Origin of the sequence: Parasynechococcus sp. (assembly GCF_042954325.1) — a bacterium.
GTDB lineage: Bacteria > Cyanobacteriota > Cyanobacteriia > PCC-6307 > Cyanobiaceae > Parasynechococcus.
Map to the genome: position 1 here is coordinate 20,405 of NZ_JBGKDS010000045.1, position 19,641 is coordinate 40,045.

General features: G+C 53.7%; 31 protein-coding genes. 18 read left to right on the top strand and 13 right to left on the bottom strand.

Annotated elements, in window-relative coordinates:
- Window positions 1-263: 263 nt before the first annotated feature.
- From ACGVKB_RS07215 to rpsU, 3 genes are all read right to left on the bottom strand, one after another.
- Window positions 264-1,568, bottom strand: coding sequence for a cytochrome P450 (locus ACGVKB_RS07215; RefSeq protein WP_392350599.1), 1,305 nt, complete (start codon window positions 1,566-1,568; stop codon window positions 264-266).
- A 34-nt stretch (window positions 1,569-1,602) separates the two neighbouring features.
- Window positions 1,603-1,845: a hypothetical protein gene (locus tag ACGVKB_RS07220; RefSeq protein WP_392350601.1), complete on the bottom strand. Its 243-nt coding sequence runs from the start codon at window positions 1,843-1,845 to the stop codon at window positions 1,603-1,605.
- Between the two features lie 119 nt (window positions 1,846-1,964).
- Window positions 1,965-2,141 (bottom strand): 30S ribosomal protein S21, encoded by a 177-nt coding sequence (gene rpsU / locus ACGVKB_RS07225; protein WP_009790002.1) that lies wholly within the window; start codon window positions 2,139-2,141, stop codon window positions 1,965-1,967.
- Between the two features lie 289 nt (window positions 2,142-2,430).
- On the opposite strand from rpsU, the gene ACGVKB_RS07230 reads away from it, so the two are divergent.
- Window positions 2,431-2,586, top strand: coding sequence for a hypothetical protein (locus tag ACGVKB_RS07230; protein ID WP_392350603.1), 156 nt, complete (start codon window positions 2,431-2,433; stop codon window positions 2,584-2,586).
- Window positions 2,587-2,940: 354 nt separating this feature from the next.
- Window positions 2,941-3,102 carry a hypothetical protein gene (locus ACGVKB_RS07235; RefSeq protein ID WP_392350605.1) on the top strand — a complete coding sequence of 54 codons (162 nt, stop codon included), beginning with the start codon at window positions 2,941-2,943 and terminating at the stop codon, window positions 3,100-3,102.
- 166 nt (window positions 3,103-3,268) lie between these two features.
- Here the strand turns inward: ACGVKB_RS07235 and ACGVKB_RS07240 are convergent, their stop codons facing one another.
- The 3 genes from ACGVKB_RS07240 to ACGVKB_RS07250 all read right to left on the bottom strand — a co-directional run bounded on the left by ACGVKB_RS07240 (window position 3,269) and on the right by ACGVKB_RS07250 (window position 4,653).
- Window positions 3,269-3,511 (bottom strand): hypothetical protein, encoded by a 243-nt coding sequence (locus tag ACGVKB_RS07240; RefSeq protein WP_392350607.1) that lies wholly within the window; start codon window positions 3,509-3,511, stop codon window positions 3,269-3,271.
- Between the two features lie 55 nt (window positions 3,512-3,566).
- Window positions 3,567-4,031: an early protein (E6) gene (locus ACGVKB_RS07245; protein ID WP_392350609.1), complete on the bottom strand. Its 465-nt coding sequence runs from the start codon at window positions 4,029-4,031 to the stop codon at window positions 3,567-3,569.
- Window positions 4,032-4,470: 439 nt separating this feature from the next.
- A complete protein-coding gene (locus tag ACGVKB_RS07250) occupies window positions 4,471-4,653 on the bottom strand; it encodes a hypothetical protein (protein ID WP_392350611.1) in 183 nt (60 codons plus the stop codon).
- Between the two features lie 353 nt (window positions 4,654-5,006).
- Here ACGVKB_RS07250 and ACGVKB_RS07255 point away from each other — a divergent pair, with 353 nt between their 5' ends.
- Window positions 5,007-5,243, top strand: a complete 237-nt coding sequence (locus ACGVKB_RS07255; RefSeq protein ID WP_392350613.1) for a hypothetical protein — start codon at window positions 5,007-5,009, stop codon at window positions 5,241-5,243.
- A 579-nt stretch (window positions 5,244-5,822) separates the two neighbouring features.
- Here the strand turns inward: ACGVKB_RS07255 and ACGVKB_RS07260 are convergent.
- Entirely contained in the window at window positions 5,823-7,214 is a 1,392-nt protein-coding gene (locus tag ACGVKB_RS07260) for a glycosyl hydrolase family 57 (protein ID WP_392350614.1), read from the bottom strand.
- Between the two features lie 77 nt (window positions 7,215-7,291).
- Window positions 7,292-7,822 carry a superoxide dismutase [Cu-Zn] SodC gene (gene sodC, locus ACGVKB_RS07265; protein WP_392350616.1) on the bottom strand — a complete coding sequence of 177 codons (531 nt, stop codon included), beginning with the start codon at window positions 7,820-7,822 and terminating at the stop codon, window positions 7,292-7,294.
- A 718-nt stretch (window positions 7,823-8,540) separates the two neighbouring features.
- On the opposite strand from sodC, the gene ACGVKB_RS07270 reads away from it, so the two are divergent.
- Window positions 8,541-8,816 carry a hypothetical protein gene (locus ACGVKB_RS07270; protein ID WP_392350618.1) on the top strand — a complete coding sequence of 92 codons (276 nt, stop codon included), beginning with the start codon at window positions 8,541-8,543 and terminating at the stop codon, window positions 8,814-8,816.
- On the opposite strand, the gene ACGVKB_RS07275 is transcribed toward ACGVKB_RS07270, so the two are convergent.
- On the bottom strand, window positions 8,794-8,985 hold the full coding sequence (locus ACGVKB_RS07275) for a hypothetical protein (RefSeq protein ID WP_392350620.1): 192 nt from the start codon (window positions 8,983-8,985) through the stop codon (window positions 8,794-8,796). The genes ACGVKB_RS07270 and ACGVKB_RS07275 overlap by 23 nt on opposite strands.
- On the bottom strand, window positions 8,982-9,203 hold the full coding sequence (locus tag ACGVKB_RS07280) for a hypothetical protein (RefSeq protein ID WP_392350622.1): 222 nt from the start codon (window positions 9,201-9,203) through the stop codon (window positions 8,982-8,984). Before ACGVKB_RS07280 ends, ACGVKB_RS07275 begins: the two co-directional genes overlap by 4 nt.
- A 95-nt stretch (window positions 9,204-9,298) precedes the next feature.
- On the opposite strand from ACGVKB_RS07280, the gene ACGVKB_RS07285 reads away from it, so the two are divergent.
- The 7 genes from ACGVKB_RS07285 to ACGVKB_RS07315 all read left to right on the top strand — a co-directional run bounded on the left by ACGVKB_RS07285 (window position 9,299) and on the right by ACGVKB_RS07315 (window position 13,122).
- Window positions 9,299-9,526, top strand: coding sequence for a hypothetical protein (locus ACGVKB_RS07285; protein WP_392350624.1), 228 nt, complete (start codon window positions 9,299-9,301; stop codon window positions 9,524-9,526).
- Window positions 9,527-9,750: 224 nt separating this feature from the next.
- The gene (locus tag ACGVKB_RS07290) at window positions 9,751-9,918 is read left to right on the top strand and encodes a hypothetical protein (RefSeq protein WP_392350626.1); all 168 of its coding nucleotides are present in this window, start codon (window positions 9,751-9,753) and stop codon (window positions 9,916-9,918) included.
- 381 nt (window positions 9,919-10,299) lie between these two features.
- On the top strand, window positions 10,300-10,512 hold the full coding sequence (locus tag ACGVKB_RS07295; RefSeq protein ID WP_392350628.1) for a Nif11-like leader peptide family natural product precursor: 213 nt from the start codon (window positions 10,300-10,302) through the stop codon (window positions 10,510-10,512).
- Between the two features lie 44 nt (window positions 10,513-10,556).
- Window positions 10,557-11,222: an SDR family oxidoreductase gene (locus ACGVKB_RS07300; RefSeq protein ID WP_392350659.1), complete on the top strand. Its 666-nt coding sequence runs from the start codon at window positions 10,557-10,559 to the stop codon at window positions 11,220-11,222.
- 108 nt (window positions 11,223-11,330) lie between these two features.
- A complete protein-coding gene (locus ACGVKB_RS07305; RefSeq protein ID WP_392350630.1) occupies window positions 11,331-12,086 on the top strand; it encodes a J domain-containing protein in 756 nt (251 codons plus the stop codon).
- 60 nt (window positions 12,087-12,146) lie between these two features.
- On the top strand, window positions 12,147-12,434 hold the full coding sequence (locus ACGVKB_RS07310; protein ID WP_392350632.1) for a DUF427 domain-containing protein: 288 nt from the start codon (window positions 12,147-12,149) through the stop codon (window positions 12,432-12,434).
- Between the two features lie 283 nt (window positions 12,435-12,717).
- Entirely contained in the window at window positions 12,718-13,122 is a 405-nt protein-coding gene (locus tag ACGVKB_RS07315) for an AbrB family transcriptional regulator (RefSeq protein ID WP_392350634.1), read from the top strand.
- A gap of 10 nt (window positions 13,123-13,132) precedes the next feature.
- Here ACGVKB_RS07315 and ACGVKB_RS07320 read toward each other — a convergent pair whose 3' ends face one another.
- A complete protein-coding gene (locus ACGVKB_RS07320) occupies window positions 13,133-13,348 on the bottom strand; it encodes a hypothetical protein (RefSeq protein WP_392350636.1) in 216 nt (71 codons plus the stop codon).
- 638 nt (window positions 13,349-13,986) lie between these two features.
- Here ACGVKB_RS07320 and ACGVKB_RS07325 point away from each other — a divergent pair.
- A complete protein-coding gene (locus ACGVKB_RS07325) occupies window positions 13,987-14,388 on the top strand; it encodes an AbrB family transcriptional regulator (RefSeq protein WP_392350638.1) in 402 nt (133 codons plus the stop codon).
- Between the two features lie 366 nt (window positions 14,389-14,754).
- Here ACGVKB_RS07325 and ACGVKB_RS07330 read toward each other — a convergent pair whose 3' ends face one another.
- Entirely contained in the window at window positions 14,755-14,988 is a 234-nt protein-coding gene (locus ACGVKB_RS07330) for a DUF3136 domain-containing protein (protein ID WP_392350640.1), read from the bottom strand.
- A gap of 319 nt (window positions 14,989-15,307) precedes the next feature.
- Between ACGVKB_RS07330 and ACGVKB_RS07335 the strand changes: the two genes are divergently transcribed.
- Window positions 15,308-15,994, top strand: coding sequence for a LuxR C-terminal-related transcriptional regulator (locus ACGVKB_RS07335; protein WP_392350642.1), 687 nt, complete (start codon window positions 15,308-15,310; stop codon window positions 15,992-15,994).
- Complete coding sequence (locus ACGVKB_RS07340; protein ID WP_392350644.1) at window positions 15,994-16,305, top strand: hypothetical protein; 312 nt, start codon at window positions 15,994-15,996, stop codon at window positions 16,303-16,305. Before ACGVKB_RS07335 ends, ACGVKB_RS07340 begins: the two co-directional genes overlap by 1 nt.
- A gap of 293 nt (window positions 16,306-16,598) precedes the next feature.
- Here the strand turns inward: ACGVKB_RS07340 and ACGVKB_RS07345 are convergent, their stop codons facing one another.
- Complete coding sequence (locus tag ACGVKB_RS07345; RefSeq protein ID WP_392350646.1) at window positions 16,599-17,153, bottom strand: hypothetical protein; 555 nt, start codon at window positions 17,151-17,153, stop codon at window positions 16,599-16,601.
- A gap of 160 nt (window positions 17,154-17,313) precedes the next feature.
- Between ACGVKB_RS07345 and ACGVKB_RS07350 the strand changes: the two genes are divergently transcribed.
- From ACGVKB_RS07350 to ACGVKB_RS07365, 4 genes are all read left to right on the top strand, one after another.
- Window positions 17,314-17,499, top strand: a complete 186-nt coding sequence (locus ACGVKB_RS07350) for a hypothetical protein (RefSeq protein WP_392350647.1) — start codon at window positions 17,314-17,316, stop codon at window positions 17,497-17,499.
- A gap of 336 nt (window positions 17,500-17,835) precedes the next feature.
- Window positions 17,836-18,189, top strand: coding sequence for a hypothetical protein (locus tag ACGVKB_RS07355; protein ID WP_392350649.1), 354 nt, complete (start codon window positions 17,836-17,838; stop codon window positions 18,187-18,189).
- Window positions 18,190-18,247: 58 nt separating this feature from the next.
- Complete coding sequence (locus ACGVKB_RS07360; RefSeq protein WP_392350651.1) at window positions 18,248-19,111, top strand: NAD-dependent epimerase/dehydratase family protein; 864 nt, start codon at window positions 18,248-18,250, stop codon at window positions 19,109-19,111.
- A gap of 85 nt (window positions 19,112-19,196) precedes the next feature.
- The gene (locus ACGVKB_RS07365) at window positions 19,197-19,418 is read left to right on the top strand and encodes a hypothetical protein (RefSeq protein ID WP_392350653.1); all 222 of its coding nucleotides are present in this window, start codon (window positions 19,197-19,199) and stop codon (window positions 19,416-19,418) included.
- Window positions 19,419-19,641 lie beyond the last annotated feature (223 nt).

Sequence of the window (19,641 nt, forward strand, 5' to 3'; positions counted from 1 at the left end):
GGGGTTCGCCTCACGACTGACCAGATCCACCAGGCCACCAAGCCGAGCACGATCCATGGAATCAACGCCCGCAGCAAGATCAGCCCGATAACAACGAGGCCAACGGACACGGCTGTCTGCTGGACGATTGCTTTCGCTTCAGGCGTCATATAGCGCCAGCGAGGTAGGAGAGCCATGGCGAGTTCGGGATGATCTCAGTGTGCTTAGAGGTGTGATCCTCTGCACGGAAATACGTCCAATGTGTCATCGGCTGAGCCCATCATTCAGTCGGCGACAACCAGAAGACCACTGCGCGGAACAGGGCTGGGCACCATTCGGAGTGAGAGATCTTGATCGGGGACCAATCGCAGTCGCAGTTGCTTGAGCAAGCCAACGCCCATCAGTCTGATTTCCAACTCGGCCAGAGCCTGACCTAAACAAACTCTCTCGCCGCCGCCAAATGGTCGCAGGATTTGTTGTGGTGTCGCCTTGTCCAGGTGGCGTTGTGGACGAAAACAGCCGAGATCGTCACCAGGACCATGGCGATTGGACGCAGCAAGAGCAACTTGAATGACGCGACCCGCTGGAATGTCGACACCGGCGAGTGTGATCGCGTGCCGGGTGCGGCGGAAGAAACCTCCCACTGGAGGCGTGAGACGCATGACTTCAGTGATCACGGCGTTGAGGCGAGGAGATCGCTCTGTTTCGAAGGCCATGAGGTCGCTCTCCGCCGGGGGCCATGGAAGGCTGTCGATCTCGGGTTTTAACCAGTCGCTCACCTCTGGCTCCAGCAACAAAGCACGCATGAGACAGGACAAGCTGGAGGCTGTTGTTTCGTACCCCGCAAACAGAAGGAGCAGGAGTTGTTCCGCAAGATCGTCGTCCTCCAGAGGTTGGCGATGTTCGTCGAGACCTCCGCAAAGACGTGACAGACCGCAGACCTGTGTGGTGTTGTGACCCGCGACTGGACCGATCTCACTTAAACGGTGTCGCAGATGCAGAAGCAGGCGCTTTCGTGCCGCAAGCGCCTTGGCGAAGGCTGTTCCAGGAATGGCAATGGGAAGAGAAAACAGGGCCTGTGTCCAGATTTCAAAATCCTTGAACAAGACCTCACGATTGTGATCATCAAGTCCAAGCACTGTTTTGGCGATCACAGCGAAGGCAAAGCTGCGCATGCGATGCGCTAAAGCAATTGGTTGTTGGCTGTTGTTCAGCTCATCAACGAGATCATTGACCATCGTGATGATGGCCGGCGTGTATTCGCGTAGAGCAGCCCTGGAGAACAGTTGTCCAACGACACGTCGACGGGCTTTGTGGTCGGGACCATTGCGGTTCGCCAGCGACTTCATTCCAAGAAGTTGACGAACGCTTTCAGGCCACCAACCCTCAACCGAATCAGATTGATTTAAGAGGTTCCCGATGGCTTCATCACCACGAATGAAGACCATTTCTTGGCCCAGCAGTCGTGTTTCAAAGACGTCGCCATAGCTCTGAAATCGCTCAAGAGCAAAGTCTGGATTTCTGAAGAAGGAGATGGCCTCCAACAACCCCGTGGTGGCACCTGTTGTGGGCAGTGGGCGATTGGTCACTTCAGCACCTCTGGGTTGTTGGGGTGATCTGTCGTTAAGCGGAGCGTTGTTTCAGCGAGGAGGCGTAAGCCAGGGATCCCCCTGCTACCACGGCAAGGAAACCAGTGCTGATCAGGAATCCAGTGAGCAGAGCGAGGAAGAGTAGCGAGCCCAGCAGCGACATCTTGATCCTCAGCAGCTTGGATTTCATCAGGAGAATCAGCAGCAGAACGATGGTTGCCTTAAGGCCGGCCACCTTGGCTCCGGTCAGCACACAGGTCCCTGGCAACAGCAGCACAGAACGAGAACAAAGCTCAGCCCAGTGTGGCGAGCTCAGTCATGCCGCTGTGAGAACGAGGCAAAAAAAAGCCCCCCTTCGAAGAGGGGAGCATTATGGAATTCCTGGAGACTGACCAATCAGCGACGGCGGTTGCGGGAGCGCTGCTTCAGTTTGCGCTTGTATTTCTCAACAGGGGTTTCGTGATGGCGAATCCGGCGCAGGTCGGAGAAAATGCCGGCCTTGGCTACAGAACGCTTAAAGCGGCGCAGCGCTGATTCAATACCCTCATTCTCACCGACAGTGACCTGGCTCATCCGTTCTCCGAAACAGAGCAAAAAGGAAGCCTAACAGTAGGTGCCGCAACTTCCTTCTGAAAAGAGGGGGGAGGGAGGAGCTCTCAGTCCTCCCTCCTTGTGGCGGCCGCATGTGTGAGGAGTGCTGCCAGACCCACATCCGCAAGGTATGCCGAAATTCGTGGCTTGATGCGGTGGTTAAGGGTCTTTCAACATTGATCCATGACTCTGGGTGTCTGACCAGTGGATTTAGGTCAAGAAATGGTGCGGAGCGCTGCTGTCCCGCTCAAAACCGATGATGCTCATCGGCATGGGAATCACACATTGTCCGATTTGTGTCGGCCTCGCCGTGCTTTCAGCGGTCCGCTTCATGGCCCATGCCGTGATGGCCTACCAGTTGGAGCGTGCCAATGCCGCAACAACAACACATCCAGCCATGCTGCTGGGCACCGTGTTTGAGCTCTGATCAGCCCCTAGGTATCGAATCAAATGGCGTGAGTAGAAACACTCACCTTTCAGTTTCGGTAACCCTGACTACGCTTCGTGAACTAATGTGAAGCACACTGTCTGGAGTTGATTGGGTTTGATGGAACTCCTGGCGATTGCGGCTGTATTCGTTCCCTTCTCTGCGCTGGTGATGAATGCGTTCTCCGGTGACAGCGATGATGACTTCGATTTTCTCTGAATGGAATCCAAGTTATTGGCCATGATGGCGTTTGGAGCCTCAGTGATGACGCTCTGGGCATGGCTTGTTTCCAACGTCTCGCGTTCGAATCAAGATCAGAGTTCCCGTTGATTGATCTGAGGCACTCCAAGTTTGATGGATCACGATGATGGCTCGAGCACACCCTTAACAGCTTTGGTTGTCGATCGTGATGGGCGTCTGACGTATATGGGGTCCGATGGGGTCCGTCGGGTCATTCTTGGGGATCCTGAGCTTCTGAAAGCACTGCAGAACATCCAATATCGGTCTGAACAGTGATCTGATCAGACCTAATAAGGTTGTTGGTCTTCATCGACGTCGTCGTAGTAATCGTTAAAGCGATCAACACCGGCTTCTTTAAATTTAAATTGTCTATTTTGTTCGCTTTTTTGCTGGTTGGAGCCTGGGTCCACTGACCATCGCTCCTTGTAATCGTTGTGATCGTCTAGCACGGCTGTTGTGGATCGAGAAGATCCTTCAGTCTCGTCCATTCCTGGTCTGGGAGAAATCCTCCATCCTTCAAGCGGTCCAACGTTTTGGGTGTGACGGGAAGCTGTGTTAACTGCTCCAGGCTCGAGCAGGCCTTGAGGGCTTCTGCCATCACCGTCTGAGCGGCACTCTCCAGGGTGACACCCGGAGCCATCTGTTCAATTGATTCCAGCAGCTGGGAGGCCGTGTCCTCGTTCATCGGTGGAAGAGCAAACTCTGTTCAGTCTGAGGAGCTCTTGGTGCTTTGACCACAATCAGGCCGAAGGAATCTGACCAGCACATGCGAGGCACCCCCCGTTGATGCGATACGGAGCGAGGTGGCCATACTTGCAACGCTTGCCATGAAAGTACTGGGTCATCATTTGCTCTCGGGCATGGGCATCGCTGAGAGGAAGCTTGAGCCATCGATCTGGAACGGTTCCCTGTAGGGATTCACGCCGCATCTCAGCATCGTGCCGACGTTGCTTTTCTTCGCGATCATTTTTGGAATAAACACCTTCAATCTGCAGTTCCTTGGCACAGGTTTCACAGGCGGTCACGACGGGTTTACGACGCAACGTGTTGTGGGACAGTTTGTCGCTGGGAACTTCTCGTTCCTTGCCACAGCTACAGCGACACCACCAATAGGCGTTGCCTGCTTTGGTCCGGCGCTCTGACGGCCGGACCACGGTGAGTTGTCCGTACTGTTCGCCGGTCCGATTGCGTGGTGACGAGGGCATGCCTGGCGCGTCGCTGCAGTGATGAATAGCGTGGCTAGGACTGGATCAGATGACTTGCTTTGATCCGATGATGTCCTTTCTCGACACGTTCATCGTCGTGGGGATTGTGTTCCTTGCGATCGTGGGCTTTACCGCAGGTGTTTTGGAATTCGTCAAAGACCTAAGAAACTTCCGACGCGCCAAGGTCTGATCGCGAACCAGCGGCATGATGGCTCGGTCTGCATTGATTCCTTGTTCCATCCCAGTTGGATCCTGCTGGCCTGGGGCGTTGCAGCCGTAGCGGCAGCCTCAAAATTTTGGCGATTGACTCGGGGCTATCGAGATCGCCTGCGTCAGGACGATCCCACCTTGACGACAGAGGATCAGCGTCGCCGCTTGGAGTCGCTGTGGGAGCAATCTCCATAAAGAGTGGAGTGCATGCCGGTTTGGCTGGACACGTTCAGCCGTCGGCGCCGGTGGCTTGTCGAACGGCGGAACGGGAACGCGCGATTTCTTCCTGCCAGGCCATCAGCAGCTGCTTGGCGACCTGCTGCAGCTCCTTGATGTCGTCCATGTCATCAAGTTCACGACTCTGACGTTCGAGTTCAAATTGTTGTCCAAGGGACATGGACAGTGGTTTCACGGAGGCTTGCCCAAGTGCATGGACCCTATCGCCGTTGAGTGTTGGTGCCGTAGCAATCGAAACCGTCACTGCGTCGTGTGAGGGTCGTCGGATACCCCGTCGATGACGGTTGATGTCAGATCCACTGAGGGAGCCGACGTGCGTTGCTGTGTCTGGCCTACAAAGGCCGGGCTGATCCCGTCTGATGCATTTCTCCTGGCAGCGACATCTGGCTCTTGCCCGTTCCGTTGCGATGGCATCGGATGCTGATGCAGGAACAGCTTTGGCCCTGATGGGAGTTGGTCTAACGCTTCTGGCGCGAGAACTTGCTCAACAGGAAGGTGTCAAGATCGACTGTTCTTCAGAGCGCGACTATGAAATGGGAATACACCCAGCTGCGTTTCGTGCCGAAAGGCAAAAGCTGGACAGGTGAAATTGAAGAGCTTTGGCTTGATGATCAACAGCTGATTTCCAGGAGCCATCCACAGCGTGATGTCACCCTCGTCGGTCTGATGAATGAACTGGGTCTTCAGGGCTGGGAGTTAGTCACTTATGCACAACCTTTTACCGGCTATCACGGTGGTTGCTATACATTCAAGCGTTCGATTTGATTGATTTGACTGTGTCAAAGCTTTTCTCGCCAAAGTTTTAAATGAGTTAGTGCCGTCACAAGGTCTGGGCAGTTCACGCAGCAATGGCCTCGGCAGGCGCGATAAACCGGTCCATCATGGCCATCAAAAACAACCACGGTGTCCCCAGCGCGGGTGGTTACGGTGAAGCGACTTTCCATCGATGACGAATCGGGTGATGGTCCTAGAAATGGTTCAGCTCGATATGCTCTGCCATGCCCATGAAGCCAATCACAATCAAGGATAAGGCCAGGCAACCCAGAGCCAGTGCCACATCAAGCTTTGCTTTTTGAGAGAGTGTTTTCATCTTGCAGAATTATTGCTCGGTTTTGTCTTGTTTGAGATGGACAAGAACACAACGTTCGTAGCAATGACCATCATCGCTATCACATAGCGTCAAGCAGTCAAAGTAAGCGTCAACATGGTCGACGGTGATTGTGCGGTCGTCCTGAACGGTTGTGGTTTGCATCCTTCCCTCCCTGGGTTACAAGTTTCAAGAACTTATTCCGCTCATTTGTTTTGTGCAAGGAAAATATTGCGTTGAATAAACTACCTAAGTATTTATGCCTCTTTGATCAAGGCATCACCCCGTCGGTGAATCTCGCGGGCATACTCGGTCCATTGGCCTTGTCCCCAGTAACGAAAGCAGCTGGTTTCCAGGACGAGTAAGTGCAGTAGCGCCTGTTGATATTGGCGTGTGGATGTGGTGTTGGGGTCGTTCTCAACGGCTGCATCAAATGTTTTGTGGAAATCTCGACTGAGTTGATTCATTGGATCAAGAACATCCTTGTAGCCATCTTCCCAGCTAATACTGTTGGTCCAGGATGCCCCTTGCATCGAGAAATTGTCGTCGTTGTCTTGGAGGGTCCGAATGGCGTCTGTGACCCTTTCTGCGGAGATATCTTTTCCGACTGCATCCCATAGCTTTTTCTGGTGGACGGCTTGAATTGCAGGGAACTCTGTTTCGTTAATCCCCTTGCTCTGGATCCAACGAATGTATTCGCTTCCATTCATCGACACGGTTCCATTGGAATCGTCTCTGACCCGTCGATGGGCCTGTCGATAGGCGTCAGGGAATTCATTCATCATCACTCCGCCATTTTCTCCATCGGCGATTTGAGTCACCATCGAGGGTGCCTCGATATCGCCAAGGCGTTGTCGATTGAGTCCGATGGCCTCGTAATAGGGCTGCATCTGCCCGACGAGTTTGGTGTCTGAACCTTGGGTTTTGATCAGGGCGGTCATGCGGATTTGTCTGCCCTGACTGTTTTGACTAATGAGTTGATTGGGAAGATATTTTTGTCCGTGACTCAGAGGACGTCCATCCAGTTGCTCAACGCTGTCTTCTTGAATGAGAATCCAGTTGTAGCCTGCGTTTCGTAGGGCATGGATCAATTCGAATAAGGCGTCTGGATGGTTGGGCAAATGCATCTCCGGCAAGGAGAAGCCCTGCACTCTTTTCAGGGATTCGCTGCCAAAAAGTGCTGAAAACTGGTGCTGCCATGCACTGATTTGAAGTTTGAAGTCTGAAATTGGAGTTGATGGAGCTACCGCATGCCCCCAAAATGTCCCCAACCATTCAACATGATTCTGCATGTCTTTGCTTTGGGTCAGGTATTTCAGTGCTTCAATAATGTCATCGCGCTGCATTTGTTCGAACCCCCAGAGTAGATTTCCGGAGTAATCGAGCATGATCTTTGGATTGCAGCCCTCTTGAATGAGCTCAGGAATGATATCGGCTAGTCGCCGATAGCAGTTGGCAAATGGACCGGCATTGTGATTATCGCCTTCGTCCCCATGCTCAAACATATATTGCAAGTGTGAGATCAATTCTCCCCGTGGGCCGGCGGGAATCGTGGGCTGATGCATGTGCAGTGCACAGGAAAAGCACGATTGCACGGAGTCATATTCAGCTGTTCTGTCGGCTTGTTGCTCCAAGCGATCAGCTTGCATCAAGGCATGCAGCTCGGTCTCCCGTCCAGAAATTGACGGGTGTGTTGGGGGTGTCATTGGAAACGTTGACTGATGGATCAGGGGATGAGTCCGCAGGCGATGCGAGCGCCGCCTCCTCCGAGCGGTGGGGTGTCGCTGTAGGTGTCGCCTCCTGCATGCACGATCAACGCCTTTTGGCTCAAATCGTCAGTTCTCAGCCGTGGTGCCACAACGCTGGTTGGTGTGTTGCCCTCAGGGCTGACGATCAGTCGGCTGAGGTCTCCGCGATGGCCGTTGCCAAACGGACCCAAATGCTGTCCTGTCTCATCTGGATCCCAATGTCCCCCTGCACCAAGTCCGGCGACGGCCACGCCCTCTTCATTGGTGAGGGCGTCACAGCTCGCGTTGGAATGCAGGTGAAAACCATGCTCACCGGGGGGAAGGCCCCTGAGGTCTGCAAACAACTCGAGGCCTTGGTCGGTGTCTTTGGCTGTGACGACACCAATGCTGTCTTGCTGCCCTTGACTATCGATCGCAACCATTTCGACCAAAACAGTGTCTGCTTTGGCTTGGACAGGGGTCAGCACCATGCTGACGACAAGAAGGATGGAGACCAACCAGCGACGCATCACACCAACTCAGCGACCCTCGCAGTCTGGTTCAAAACACTGTTCGCTGACGAGTGCTCAGATCTGGCCGCGGGGCCCGTTGGGATCCAGGGCCCAATTGCCGTGAGCGATCAGGCGTGATGCCTGGTGGAAGGAGCGGCCTTCAAGCTTTCGGAGAGAGCCTGAGCTTCGGTCAGGATCTTCCTTGCTTCTTGGCGGGACAGGCATTTGAAGGCTTTGGCTTCGAGCCTGAGCAATCGTTGGTGGGGTCTATCCATGGTTTCGTTATGGGCCGGTTAAGCCCAGGTTAACCCATTTAGCCGTCCTGGCGGGTCGCCGTCTGCTATGCGGCGCTGTGTTGTGGTTTCAATGCCGTAAAAGCGAAGTCCATCTTTTGTTTTGGCCAAGAATCTTTTTGGATTTTTAAACTGGAATTCAATAGTTCTGAGGTTCTTGTATGCCTGGTCTGGAAGGAACTAAGACCGATAGTTTTATTCTCTCGGCAAAGCGAAAAGCGGAAGCAACGCTCCACGAAAAACATCCGAAGCTCACTGCTTTGGAACGTGCTTGTCGTGAAGCGTTAATCAAACAGCGCAAACATCACGATCGCTGATCCTCAGTGTGAGTGTCTGTGCTGACAGGCTTGGGTTGGCAACAGGGAGGTTGGATGGACCATCCCTGACCCGTTGCCATGTCTCCCCTTTCTGTCAGACATCAATTCAAATCTTGACGACCAGAGATGTCAGTCGCACGTAACCGATCTGGAAAAATCCATGGTTCACATCATGGTCCCCGCATTCCCGCACGTTCTCTCGATGAGGACCTTCAAGGTGCCAAGGATGCCCTGATCGCTTTTGATGGTTTTGTTCCATCGAGCCAGCCCCACCATTTGGAATCTGTATTGGAACGCCCCAGCGCCGTTCAGGGGCAGACGCGTTATTCCGGTTGGTTGCTGAGCCTTTGGGCAGCCGTGGTCCGTGTCGTCGGTGGTTTCAGGCTGGGTGCTGATCGTTGATGCCACAGCTCAGGGAGCATTCTCCAATGGCTGATGCTGTGTTGTCTGCAGACTGAAGCCGCTCGAGCACGCGGGCTAGATCGATGGCGGATAGCTCGCCGTTGCTTCCCCACTTCAGGCTGCGTTGCTGCTGAGCGGTGTGGATCGGATTGCGCTCTGCTCCGTTCATGCTGCCTCCATTTCGAGTGTGTTCCGCTTGAGTAGTGCATGTTGTCGATCGCAGATGTACTGACGACCGGCTCTGTTGGCTTCGCTCAGCGTTCCGAAATTGCCGACGAAGTCGTAGTCGCATCCATTGTTCGTGGCAGCAACGGCGTAAAGCTGATGGGCCACCTTTTGTACGGTCCAACGCAGGAAGCAGGTTGGACCTTCAGACTGGCGATCCACGGGGATAGACATTTCTGTGTGGAAGTTATGACATAACGGGGATGGCTTGTTGCAAGCTTTTTATTTCTCAAGCAACTAAAGAGCTCTCAAGAGCCTTGGTCGAACGTCTTCTCTGCGAGGGCATCCTGTCCCGCCAGTCATCACAGTGGGTTTGGCGCCTGTTTGTTCCGTTGAAGGATGGGGTGGTGCGCCACCAGCAGGCTGATCGATGGGGCTTGCCTGTCGTCTCGGCGTGCACGAAGTGGCCCTGGAGTGTCGATGACGTGGTCATCCGGAGGCTCCGTAAGAATTTCTTCCACGACGATCGGATTGATCTGCTCTGATTCTCGGTCAGGGGTTCGTAGCTTGAGGTGCCGGTGAGACCGCCGTATGTCTTCAACCCCGCAAGGACGGCTGAGTGAGCTTCTTGCTCTCAAATGGGATGAGCGTGGAGAGCTCCACTCCATCGACAAGATCAATTTGCTTCAGGTTCTGAAGAAAGTGTTAACAGAGGAGTTTTTTTCCTCTTCTTTGGGCGAAGGTCATACCCCTTTAACCTCCCAATGCGATGAGTGAGGATCAACCTCAAAGATCTACCCAAGATGAGATCGATGCCCTATTGCGCAGTCTCGAGGAGGTGATTCAAGAGTCCAACTCCCGTAAGACCGTTCAGAACGCGTCCCGCGAAATGTCCCGTTTGCGTGAATTGCAGAACGGTCGCGATCTCGCTGCATAACGACAACTTGCTGGCTAGGGATTCAAGGACGGAACCCCCGATCGCCCTCACCCCCCTTCGGAGCTGACTTGGCTGCTGACGTCTGTGATGATTCTGAATTGAATTGGCTATCAATCCATCGCGATAGAATGTAAATCGCAATGAAGAGTGGGATATAGATCTGGTACGCATTGTTTTGGTCCAGATCCAGAAGGTTGATGCCTCCGACCGCAGCACTGCTCAACACCAGGTAGATCGATACTCGACGAATCAGGGGAGAGATGACCACAGAGCGCTTTTGAGGTCAGGCTAAACCAGAGGGTTGGCGTCCTCGATTTCGTCAGATTTGACTGATCTGAGCTTGAATAGTTCAGATTTCTGAATGTCCAGCTGTTGGATCCTGTGCAAGCGTTTCTGGACCGATTGGGCCGTGATCCTGTTCTTCAGGCCCGCGTCGAGATCGCTGTCACAGCCGATGAGGTGGCCGTGCTGGCTCAGGACCTTGGTTTTGCTGTCTCCGGCAGTGATCTGTTGATGCTGTCGCGACGCTCGACACCGGGTGTTCGTATGACCCGCGTTCAGCATCCCGGTGAATATCCCGGTCGTTATTACTAAACAACGCTTGCGTTGCTTTTCGCTCTATCTCGCAGGTCATGTCAATGCACACTGTTTTGGTTACAGGATCCAACCGGGGGATCGGTCTCGAGTTTTGTCGACAGCTTCAGCGCCGCGGTGATCAGGTCATTGCCGTTTGTCGTGAGGTGTCCGCCGAGCTGTCAGCTTTGGATGTCCGGATTGAATCAGGGATTGATTTGCTCCATGAGAGCGATCGCTCCCAACTGGTTGCGAGGTTGAATGGGGTTGGTTTGGATCGCGTCATCCTCAATGCGGGCATCCTTGAAGCCTGTGAGCTCGATGATCTCGATCCAGACAGTATCCGTCGTCAATTTGAGCTCAACGCACTGGCGCCACTCGCTCTATCGCGCGCCCTGCTGGATCGGCTTTCGCCCGGTGCCAAGCTGGCGTTGATGACCAGTCGAATGGGATCGATTGACGACAACACATCGGGTGGGTCCTATGGGTATCGCATGTCCAAGGTGGCTCTCAATATGGCTGGTAAATCGTTGGCCATCGATCTCAAGCCTCGAGGAATTGCTGTCGCGATCCTGCATCCCGGTCTCGTTCGGACACGCATGATCCAGTTCAATCCCCATGGCGTTATGCCCCAGGAGGCTGTTCGAGGGCTTTTGGATCGGTTGGATCAGTTGACCCTCGAGACCAGCGGCACGTTTTGGCATGCCAACGGTGATGTCTTGCCCTGGTGATTGTGCCGATCGCTCGTTTCGCGCATTGGGTCTGGATGCCAATGCCATTCCATGGGTTTTGATCCCCGTCAGTGGGCGTCGTCTCCGCAGCGCCGTTCGCACGAAAGAGTGACCAGCAATGTGGCTGCGTTGTTGGCGGAAAATGATTCGCTTCGCCGGGAAGTCCAGCAGCTGCGCCGTCAGTTGGAACGGCTCCGTGCTCAACCAGATCAGCGCCGCTGGACAAGCTCGTCCCGCCAACCGGCTGAGCAGCCATCGACAGATCACACTCCAAAAGTCACCAAGGCGCAGGTCAACAGTTGGGGAGAGCTACTTTCTCAACAGAAGAATTGGACCTCTCTTCGACTCCAGGGCTTGGACGATCTGATCGATCGCTTGAATCGGCAGAGTTTTCATCCAGAGCTCAACCTGCAGCAACGCCTGGATCGGTTGAGTGCTGGCTTGGGCGCAGATTTGTTCGTCGCAGTGGCCAATGCACGCAGTAAAAAGCGTTCTGCCGTTCTTGCGGCCTTCGCCCTCTATGGGGTTCGCGCCAGTGAATGGCTTGAGGAAGAGCCGCGCCGTGTTGTGGCTGATCTGTTGCAACGGATGCGTCAGGGTCAGACAGATGGTCAGAGCCATGGCCGGACGAACCGACGGACCAGGTCTGATCGCCGAACCACTGATCGTGAGGATGGGCAACAACACACCACCAATCCAACGCGATTGGCTGCGTTAGAGGTCCTTGGTTTGCTGGGCCATGCCTCATCCGAGGAGATCAAACAAGCGCACCGTCGCTTGGTGAAGCTCCATCATCCGGATATGGGTGGATCCGCGGAGGCGTTCAGGAGGGTCAATGAGGCCTATCAATATCTGGTCTCCTGATGCCGACACGTTCGCTCAGGGTCTCTTTTTAGGATTCAGCTTCACCTGTGGATGCCCTGGATGAAAGCTCTCGTGAATGGAACGGTCATCGCAGAGAGTGACGACATCGTGATGGTGGATGGAAATCCCTATTTCCCTCGAAACTCCATGCGTGAGGAGTTCTTTCTTGATTCCAGTCTCACCACGGTTTGTGGTTGGAAGGGAACTGCCCGTTACTGGGATGTCAAGGTCAGCGACACCACGCTCACCAATGTCGTCTGGAGTTATGAGGACCCCAAGCCTGAGGCGGAATCAATCCGCCTGCGTTTTGCCTTCTATCGGGGCAAAGGAGTGGAGCTCCAGCCATAAAACCCATCGGTTTCACAAAAAAACCCTGAGCAGAAGTCACTGCTCAGGGCCGGTGATGGGGACCGCAGCACTGTACTTGGCGCCCACATCACAGAAATGTCTTTGCCCCAGTCGTCGATATTTCCGGTCAGCAGGTTGATGACGGGCGACGGTTGCGTTCCACGGTTTCGAGAAGGGGGTAATCAATGCACACCACCCATACTTCTGGTTTGTCGATGGGGTTCAATCGAGTTTGACGAAAGTGCCCTTGGCTGTATAACTTGATACTAGTTTTTTCGTTCATATGCTCGTCGGTTCTGAACTTCTTGCCAAGGTCAAGGACCTCGGAGATGTATCCAAGTCGGATGTAGTCCGCGCCTGTGGATATGTCTCCACCAAGGCTGATGGTGGTGAACGGCTGAATTTCACTGCTTTCTACGAGGCTCTTCTTGATGCCAAGGGAATCAGCCTCGGTGGCGGCACAGCCCGTGTGGGTAAAGGTGGACGCAAGTTGTCCTATGTCGCCAAGGTTCAGGGAAATGGCAATCTTTTGATTGGCAAGGCCTACACCGCCATGCTCAATCTTGAGCCAGGCGACGAGTTTGAAATCAAACTCGGTAAAAAAGCCATTCGTCTGCTACCAACGGGCGATGCTGCAACGCATACACAAACAGCTGTCGGGATGGACGAAGAAGGCGGAGACCTCTGAAATTGAGCCTTCAGTCGTCATTTCGACCGTCATGATTGGGGAAGCCGTGGGCTGTGGTCTTTGGATCAGGTGTTTCTGCGAAAGCCAGCAGACTCTGACTCATGGCTTCCAAGATCAATCCGCAGGTCACGTCATCGGCTCCGAAACGCTGCTTCCATTGCTCGACGAGTTCCATCACCTCTTGAGATGCTTCCTCAACAAAGGAAGGCGTCGCTTGCCAAGCCATAGCGGTGGTCCAATCCGTTGAGTCTGCAGGCCGAACTCACGCTTCCCCGTCGTTCTGCTTCAAGCTGGAACACAATTACAGCTTGCTTAAGCAGGTCGACGAATGCTTCAAGCCATAAAAAAAGACCTAGACATCAACCAGGTCTGATCTCTGCTTTTTAGAGAGGGTCAGATCTGAGAGGGGGCGCCGACAAAAGCAATCCCCCCTCTTTGATCAGGCTCTCAGGCTTTGCTCGGTTTCGAGGTCATAACAGCAGACATGGCAGTGACGAGCGCCAAGCAACCGGCGACAGCGAGAAATCCCATCGAACTTGTGTGAGGAACTCACCAATTGTTCACGCCCGAGAGCCCCGTGACTGTCGCCGTTGTGACCAGGCTGTTCATGCGCCCATCAAGCTGTGTCTTGCCCCCTGGTGACCTGAGATGGCCGGTCGACCAATTCTTGGGGTCCTCCTAAGTTGATTCGAAAGAGGTCTGCCCCTCTTTTGTGGAAAGAGGTAAGGAAAAAAACCACTGCAGTGCAGTCGGTCTCCATCTTTTACTCAGGCCTCTCCACTGCCTGTGGAATACTTTCTTCTGTCTTGATGGTGACAGATTGCCTGCTCTGATCTATACTTTATTTGTTATCGGGTTATTCCAATGCTGGTTGGTTCTGAACTTCTTGCCAAGGTTAAAGATCTTGGTGACGTTTCCAAGTCTGATGTGGTTCGTGCCTGTGGATATGTCTCCACAAAGGCCGATGGTGGTGAGCGTCTCAACTTCACCGCTTTCTATGAGGCGCTCCTTGATGCCAAGGGTGTGAGTCTCGGTGGCGGCACCGCTGGAATTGGCAAAGGTGGACGCAAGTTGTCCTACATCGCCAAAGTTCAGGGCAACGGCAATCTTCTGATCGGTAAGGCATATACGGCCATGCTGAACCTCGAGCCCGGCGATGAGTTTGAGATCAAGCTCGGTAAAAAAGCGATCCGCCTCCTGCCAACAGGTGATGCCGCTGCTCACTCTGACTCTGCTGAAGGCGTTGACGACGGCGCCGACAGCTGATTTTCGGATACCAAGCTCATGACCCAGGTCATTGACCTGGGTTTTTTTGTGCCATCCGTGTCGCCGATCTTGACCTTGAGCGCCAATGATTTTTATTTTGAAGTCTTTTCAGATCAGTTTGGCTTTTGTCCTGCTTCTCTCTGGGTCGGCCAGTGCAATCGATGATTGCGCTCTCTATCGGAAAATAATGAATAATCTTGGTGTGAGTATGAGTCGCTACCGGTTGTTAATCTCTTCGTCGGAGGACCCTGAGACCGTCGCTGCAGCAACGGCTGAGCTTGAGCGACACAGCGCTGAATATCGGAAAACCAAGCGTCAGTTTTCGCAAAAGCGCTGTGATGGCTGGTCCCGCGATTAAGCGAATGGTCATTGTGATGCAGATTGACTTTGCCTCATGATGTGCATGAGCCGTTCGGGTGATTTGTATTGGCGTGGAAGCGACCGATGTAGCAGTTGAAGTCTGTCCCAACAGAGCGTGCGCTTTAGTTGATTGGTTGAACTGCCATTGCGAATCAGAATTTTCATCGCTTTGCAATACAGGGGATAGTTTGCTTCCAATTCACCGATGGTGACCCCTGCTCCTGCTGGTGCTGATGTCATACCCGTCCAGTTCGATCCAGAAAATTTATTGTTGATGCTTCGCCTTCATCTGCTCCCATTTGGGGACATTCTGGACTAAACGACGGTTTGAGCGCTGTCGAAGCACATCAGTTGCGGGATCGCGATGTGTGGTCAGAGCTCAACAATCTCAACATCGATCAGGGGAACCATCCACCCCATGGCAAGGACCCAAGCCCCCTAGGGCTCTCTGGGATCTGAATCCAGACACGTTTGAAAGGCCGGAACGCTGATGACGAGCGTCCACCGTGTCGCCGAGGCGTCCTGGTTTGTCAGGATGGATGATCGCCGGGAGAGGGGGATGGATCTCACGCCATTTCTACACAGTGATCCTGACTCGCTGGCGGATGAGGCCCTGTTGTCGGTGTGCGTCAGTGGCCGCATCGCTTTGGCCATGAAGGGTCGCTTCTTTCTGCGTTGTTTTTGCGAGAGTTTTGGTCAACGATCCCTGATTGGCTGTGCGGTCACCGACGAAGACACCTGTCTGCATTATTTAGAGCAACAGCCATTTGAATTGCTGCTCTGTACGGATCGTCTTGAGCAGGGGACTGGGTACGACCTTGTTCGACAAGCAAAGCAGAAGCAGCCTGGTTTGAAGGTTGTGGTACTCGCTCTGAATGATGCCATTCCAGTGGAATATGACAATGCAGCTTGGTTAGAGGCTGTTGTTGCAGAAGTCGATATTTTTGAGAATCGAAAGCCCTTGGAGGCGGCTATTCTCGCTGTCATGGGTCATCATTCCTATCGCAGCCCATCGTTACGTAGCGGTCAGTTGCCTTATTTAAGCTGCCCGCGTTTGACACCACGAGAATATGAAGTGCTTGATCGGCTTGCCCAGGGAATGACCGACAAAGAAATCGCAGAGGATCTCGTCGTCAGTGAGCAGACCTCCCGGACATACACCAAACGACTCCTCCGAACGCTGGAGGTGAATAATCGTGTTCAGGCTGTTTTAAAAGGAATGCGTTGTGGAATGGTTCAGATTTGATGGTTTTGATCTGGTGGGTCCCCGTGCTTGTCGGATTGGCAACGGCTTCCGTCGCTCAGCAGGCTTTTCAACAACTCGATGTTGTCTCGGGATGGTTGATTGAGCGTCAGGTCGATGCGAAGCAACAGTTGCGTTGCCGTGCCTCACTCCCATCCGGTGGAACCTGGTTCACCGCTCGGATTCATCTGGATTCCTCAGGGCAGGTCGTGGTGCCTGAGGGGCTGTCATTTCCTACGGTTCAAGCCGAGTCCCTTGATGAGGTCCGCGCGGCCCTTGATCGCTGTCGTGACAGCATCCTTTATCTCCCATAGCGACCTTCAGGGATAAATAGAATTATTTCCGATCCAGCCCTTGTTTAGGCTCCTTTTTTTGTGCTTAATCAGTGTGTAAGCCGATGAGCTAAGGGCCATGTCGACAGGTCTGCTTTCAAAGAATTCTGAACGTCCTATCTTTCTGGTCGCTGATGGTCATGTCTATCAGAGAATTGAGGTTTCCAATACAAATCCTCGTCAGTGGCGCCTTGTTGAACTGGAGTTGACACGTGCCCTTGATCTGATGATTCACGATTGCGAAAGCCTCGTGTCTTGATCTGGACGTTGTTTTTTCAACTCTCGGAATAGCGGAAATAATGGAGATGATCCTTGGCTTTTAGAAGCCGCGCTTCGCGCTCGCTGACAAGTTTGTTTGGGCGAATTGCTGTCTCTCCGCATGCATAGCCCTCTTTGGGACCAAGGTGAACGCATTCACGGATGCTTTGTCGGCGCTCGTTGACGACAACCGTTTCAATCAGCTTATGTTTGGGGACGATTGTTTCGGCCTTCTGCTCCAAGAGTTGAGCCATACAGGAGGAGTACTCGTCAATGCTTTGCGTAAGACGCTCATAGCAGGCTCGACGCTTGTTGTCTTCAAGCTCCATCAATGCATAAACTTCGGCTTCGACGACTTGTTGAGGTCGGAGCACTTTCACCATCTCCTTCCGTTCCATGGAGACTCGATAGGTGCCGCCTGAATCAATCCATTGTTTAGCGGCTTGTTGGGCTGCATTTTGCGTTTTGAACGTTTGAACCCGCCAGGCCCCTGAACTGGCGTAGGTCATGCCAATTCCTGCTCCAAGGGTGATTACGGCGATGACCGTCAGGGCGAGATCTCGTTTCTTCATCATTGAACGGCTGCTGGAGGGAGATGGTGAACAGCGATGTGAGATAGCTCGGTTGGCCATGAAGGCTGGTTCAACTTTGGCGTGACAGCCATGTCTGTCCGGGTTGCTGTTTGTGGCAGTTCTCGACGGGTCGAATGATAAATTGACTTTTTAGCTTCCGATGCCGACGGCTGCAGAGAAGAAAACTGAGGTTAAGCAGCGCATTCAGGGGCTTCGCAATATGTGCAAAGAGATGCACGTCACTGTGATGGACCAGGGCACCATGCCCGAAGCCACCGCTGTGCGCGAGGCGATTGAGAAGCTTCAGGAACTCATTGACTTTCTCGATGGGAAGAAAAAATCCTGATCGTCGCGACCGCATGATGAACCATGGGACCGGTCCGTCGATCCTGGTCTCCATCAACGCCGAATCCGAGTGGTTCTGCTGAGGCGGTTCGATCTCGCCCGTGGCTAGAAGCAAGTCAGTGGCAACGACCTCGATGAAGGATCCTCGCTTGCTCTCGTTCAGGTCTCCATCGTCCTGTGCACTGCCGCCGAGTCCACGGGTGGTACAAGCACTTCTCAATTTGGCTTGGAGGCATCCCAAGCCAGAACGACCGAGTTGGTTGCGCTCTGAATTGGGTGAATTCAACACGGTTGACGCGGCCGACAGCTGAGTTGCACGGCTCCATAGGCTGACGCCATGACGAAGCAACGGGCTGGGGATCAGTTGGAGCGCGATTTCGACCAGGCCAAACGGTCTGGTCGTTGGTTGAGTGATGACGAAATGCAGGTGTTGGCAGACCAGGAGCAGGCGCTCTTGGTCGAGCAACAACGTGTGTTGGCCAACCGACGCAAAATGATCGTCCTCACCGGCGTCTGCATTGTGTTGCCGCCGTTGTGGCCCCTCGCCCTGCTGTTGACCCTGGTTTTGCTTTACCCCACCACGATGAAACGTGTTGGGGTCGTCAGTGGGGTCGTGTTTGTTGTGTTGACGCTGGTCAGCAGCTTGGGGCTTCTGGCTCTGATGATTTGGCTGTTCGGTGTGCTGTTTTGAAGGGCGCCTCGGCCACGCCGATGAATTGTTAAATTAGATGTAGAAACGTTGCCCTCTGATGGCCACTCGCTTCGGCATCATCGGATGTGGTTACGTCGGTTCGGCTGTTGCCAGACACTTTCGAGCCCGCGGCTTTGAATTGACGGGAACGATCACCCGTCCCGATCGTCTGAGCGAACTCTGTTCCCTCGTGGATCATCCCCGGATTTACCGCGCCGGAGATGCCTTCGCGGATGTCAGTTTCTTCGACAGGCTTGATGGCTTGTTGGTGGCTGTCGCCCCTCAATCGGGTCATTACTGCCTCGAGCAGTACGACGCTGTTTATCGATCGGGAGTCAATGCTTTGGCTTCCGTGCTTCAGCGCCGTTCGTCATCATCACCGCTTCATGTCACCTATTTGAGCAGTGCAGGGGTGTACGGCGACCAGCGTGGGCTGCCCTGCAACGAGGATCAGTCGCCTGATGTGAGTTCAGGTCAAAATGCCGCCTTGGTCTCGGCTGAGCAGGCTCTGCTGAATCTTGCGTCGCCATCGGTGCAGTGTGCTGTTCTGCGGTTGGGCGGGATTTATGGACCCAATCAAGATATTCCGACGATGATCCGCTCAGCCGCCGGTCAGAGGGTGGCCAAAAATGGTGACCACATCAATGCATGGGTCCACCGTGATGACATCGTCCGCGGAGTGGATTTTGCCTTTGAGCAGAGGTTGAGCGGGATCTACAACATGGTGGACGATTTGCAGCTCTCGCGGCGTGAGCTCTCCCATGCCCTCTGTGACAGTGATGGTTTACCTCCGGTCCTTTGGGATGCCCACGACAAGCCGGGGGCTCGGATTTTTAACGCCCGTGTGTCGAACGCCCGTCTGAAAGCCCTTGGCTTCCAGTTCGCCGTTCCATCCATGCTGGAGCCTGTCGCAGCCTGCTGACGGGGTCGTTTGACCTTTCTGTATCCACACGCACAATCGAATCGTGCGTTGTGATGCCTAATGGAGTCACGAAAGCACTTGCTCCGTGGATCTTGTTGTCACCCCCAGTGATCACGACGCTCTCCAGCAGCTGACAGCCGGCAGCATTGTTGGTGTGCTTTGGCTTCAAACCCATTTTCCGGCTTCTGAATGGGATGCTCTTTTTGAGGAACGGGCTGTGTTCGCATCCGATTCCCTCGAATCTTTGCTGGCCGATGCAGGCATGGCAGGTCTGACTGTTCAGCAACCATCTGTCGTTGAATTTTGAATCTTCGCCTGTGATCGATATTGTCCCTGAATGATTCGTTTGACTCGATACTCTCTAGTTTTACCCAAGAAGGTGATTTCTTCACATTAGTTTTGTGACAAGCCTTTGATCCGACCCTCTGCTCTTAATTCAGCTTGTCTAAAACCTAGGGAGCTGTTGAGGCCGTGATGTCCAGTTGCTTCCCTACTGATTTTGGTCGCACTTTGGCCCTGATGTTGTTAGA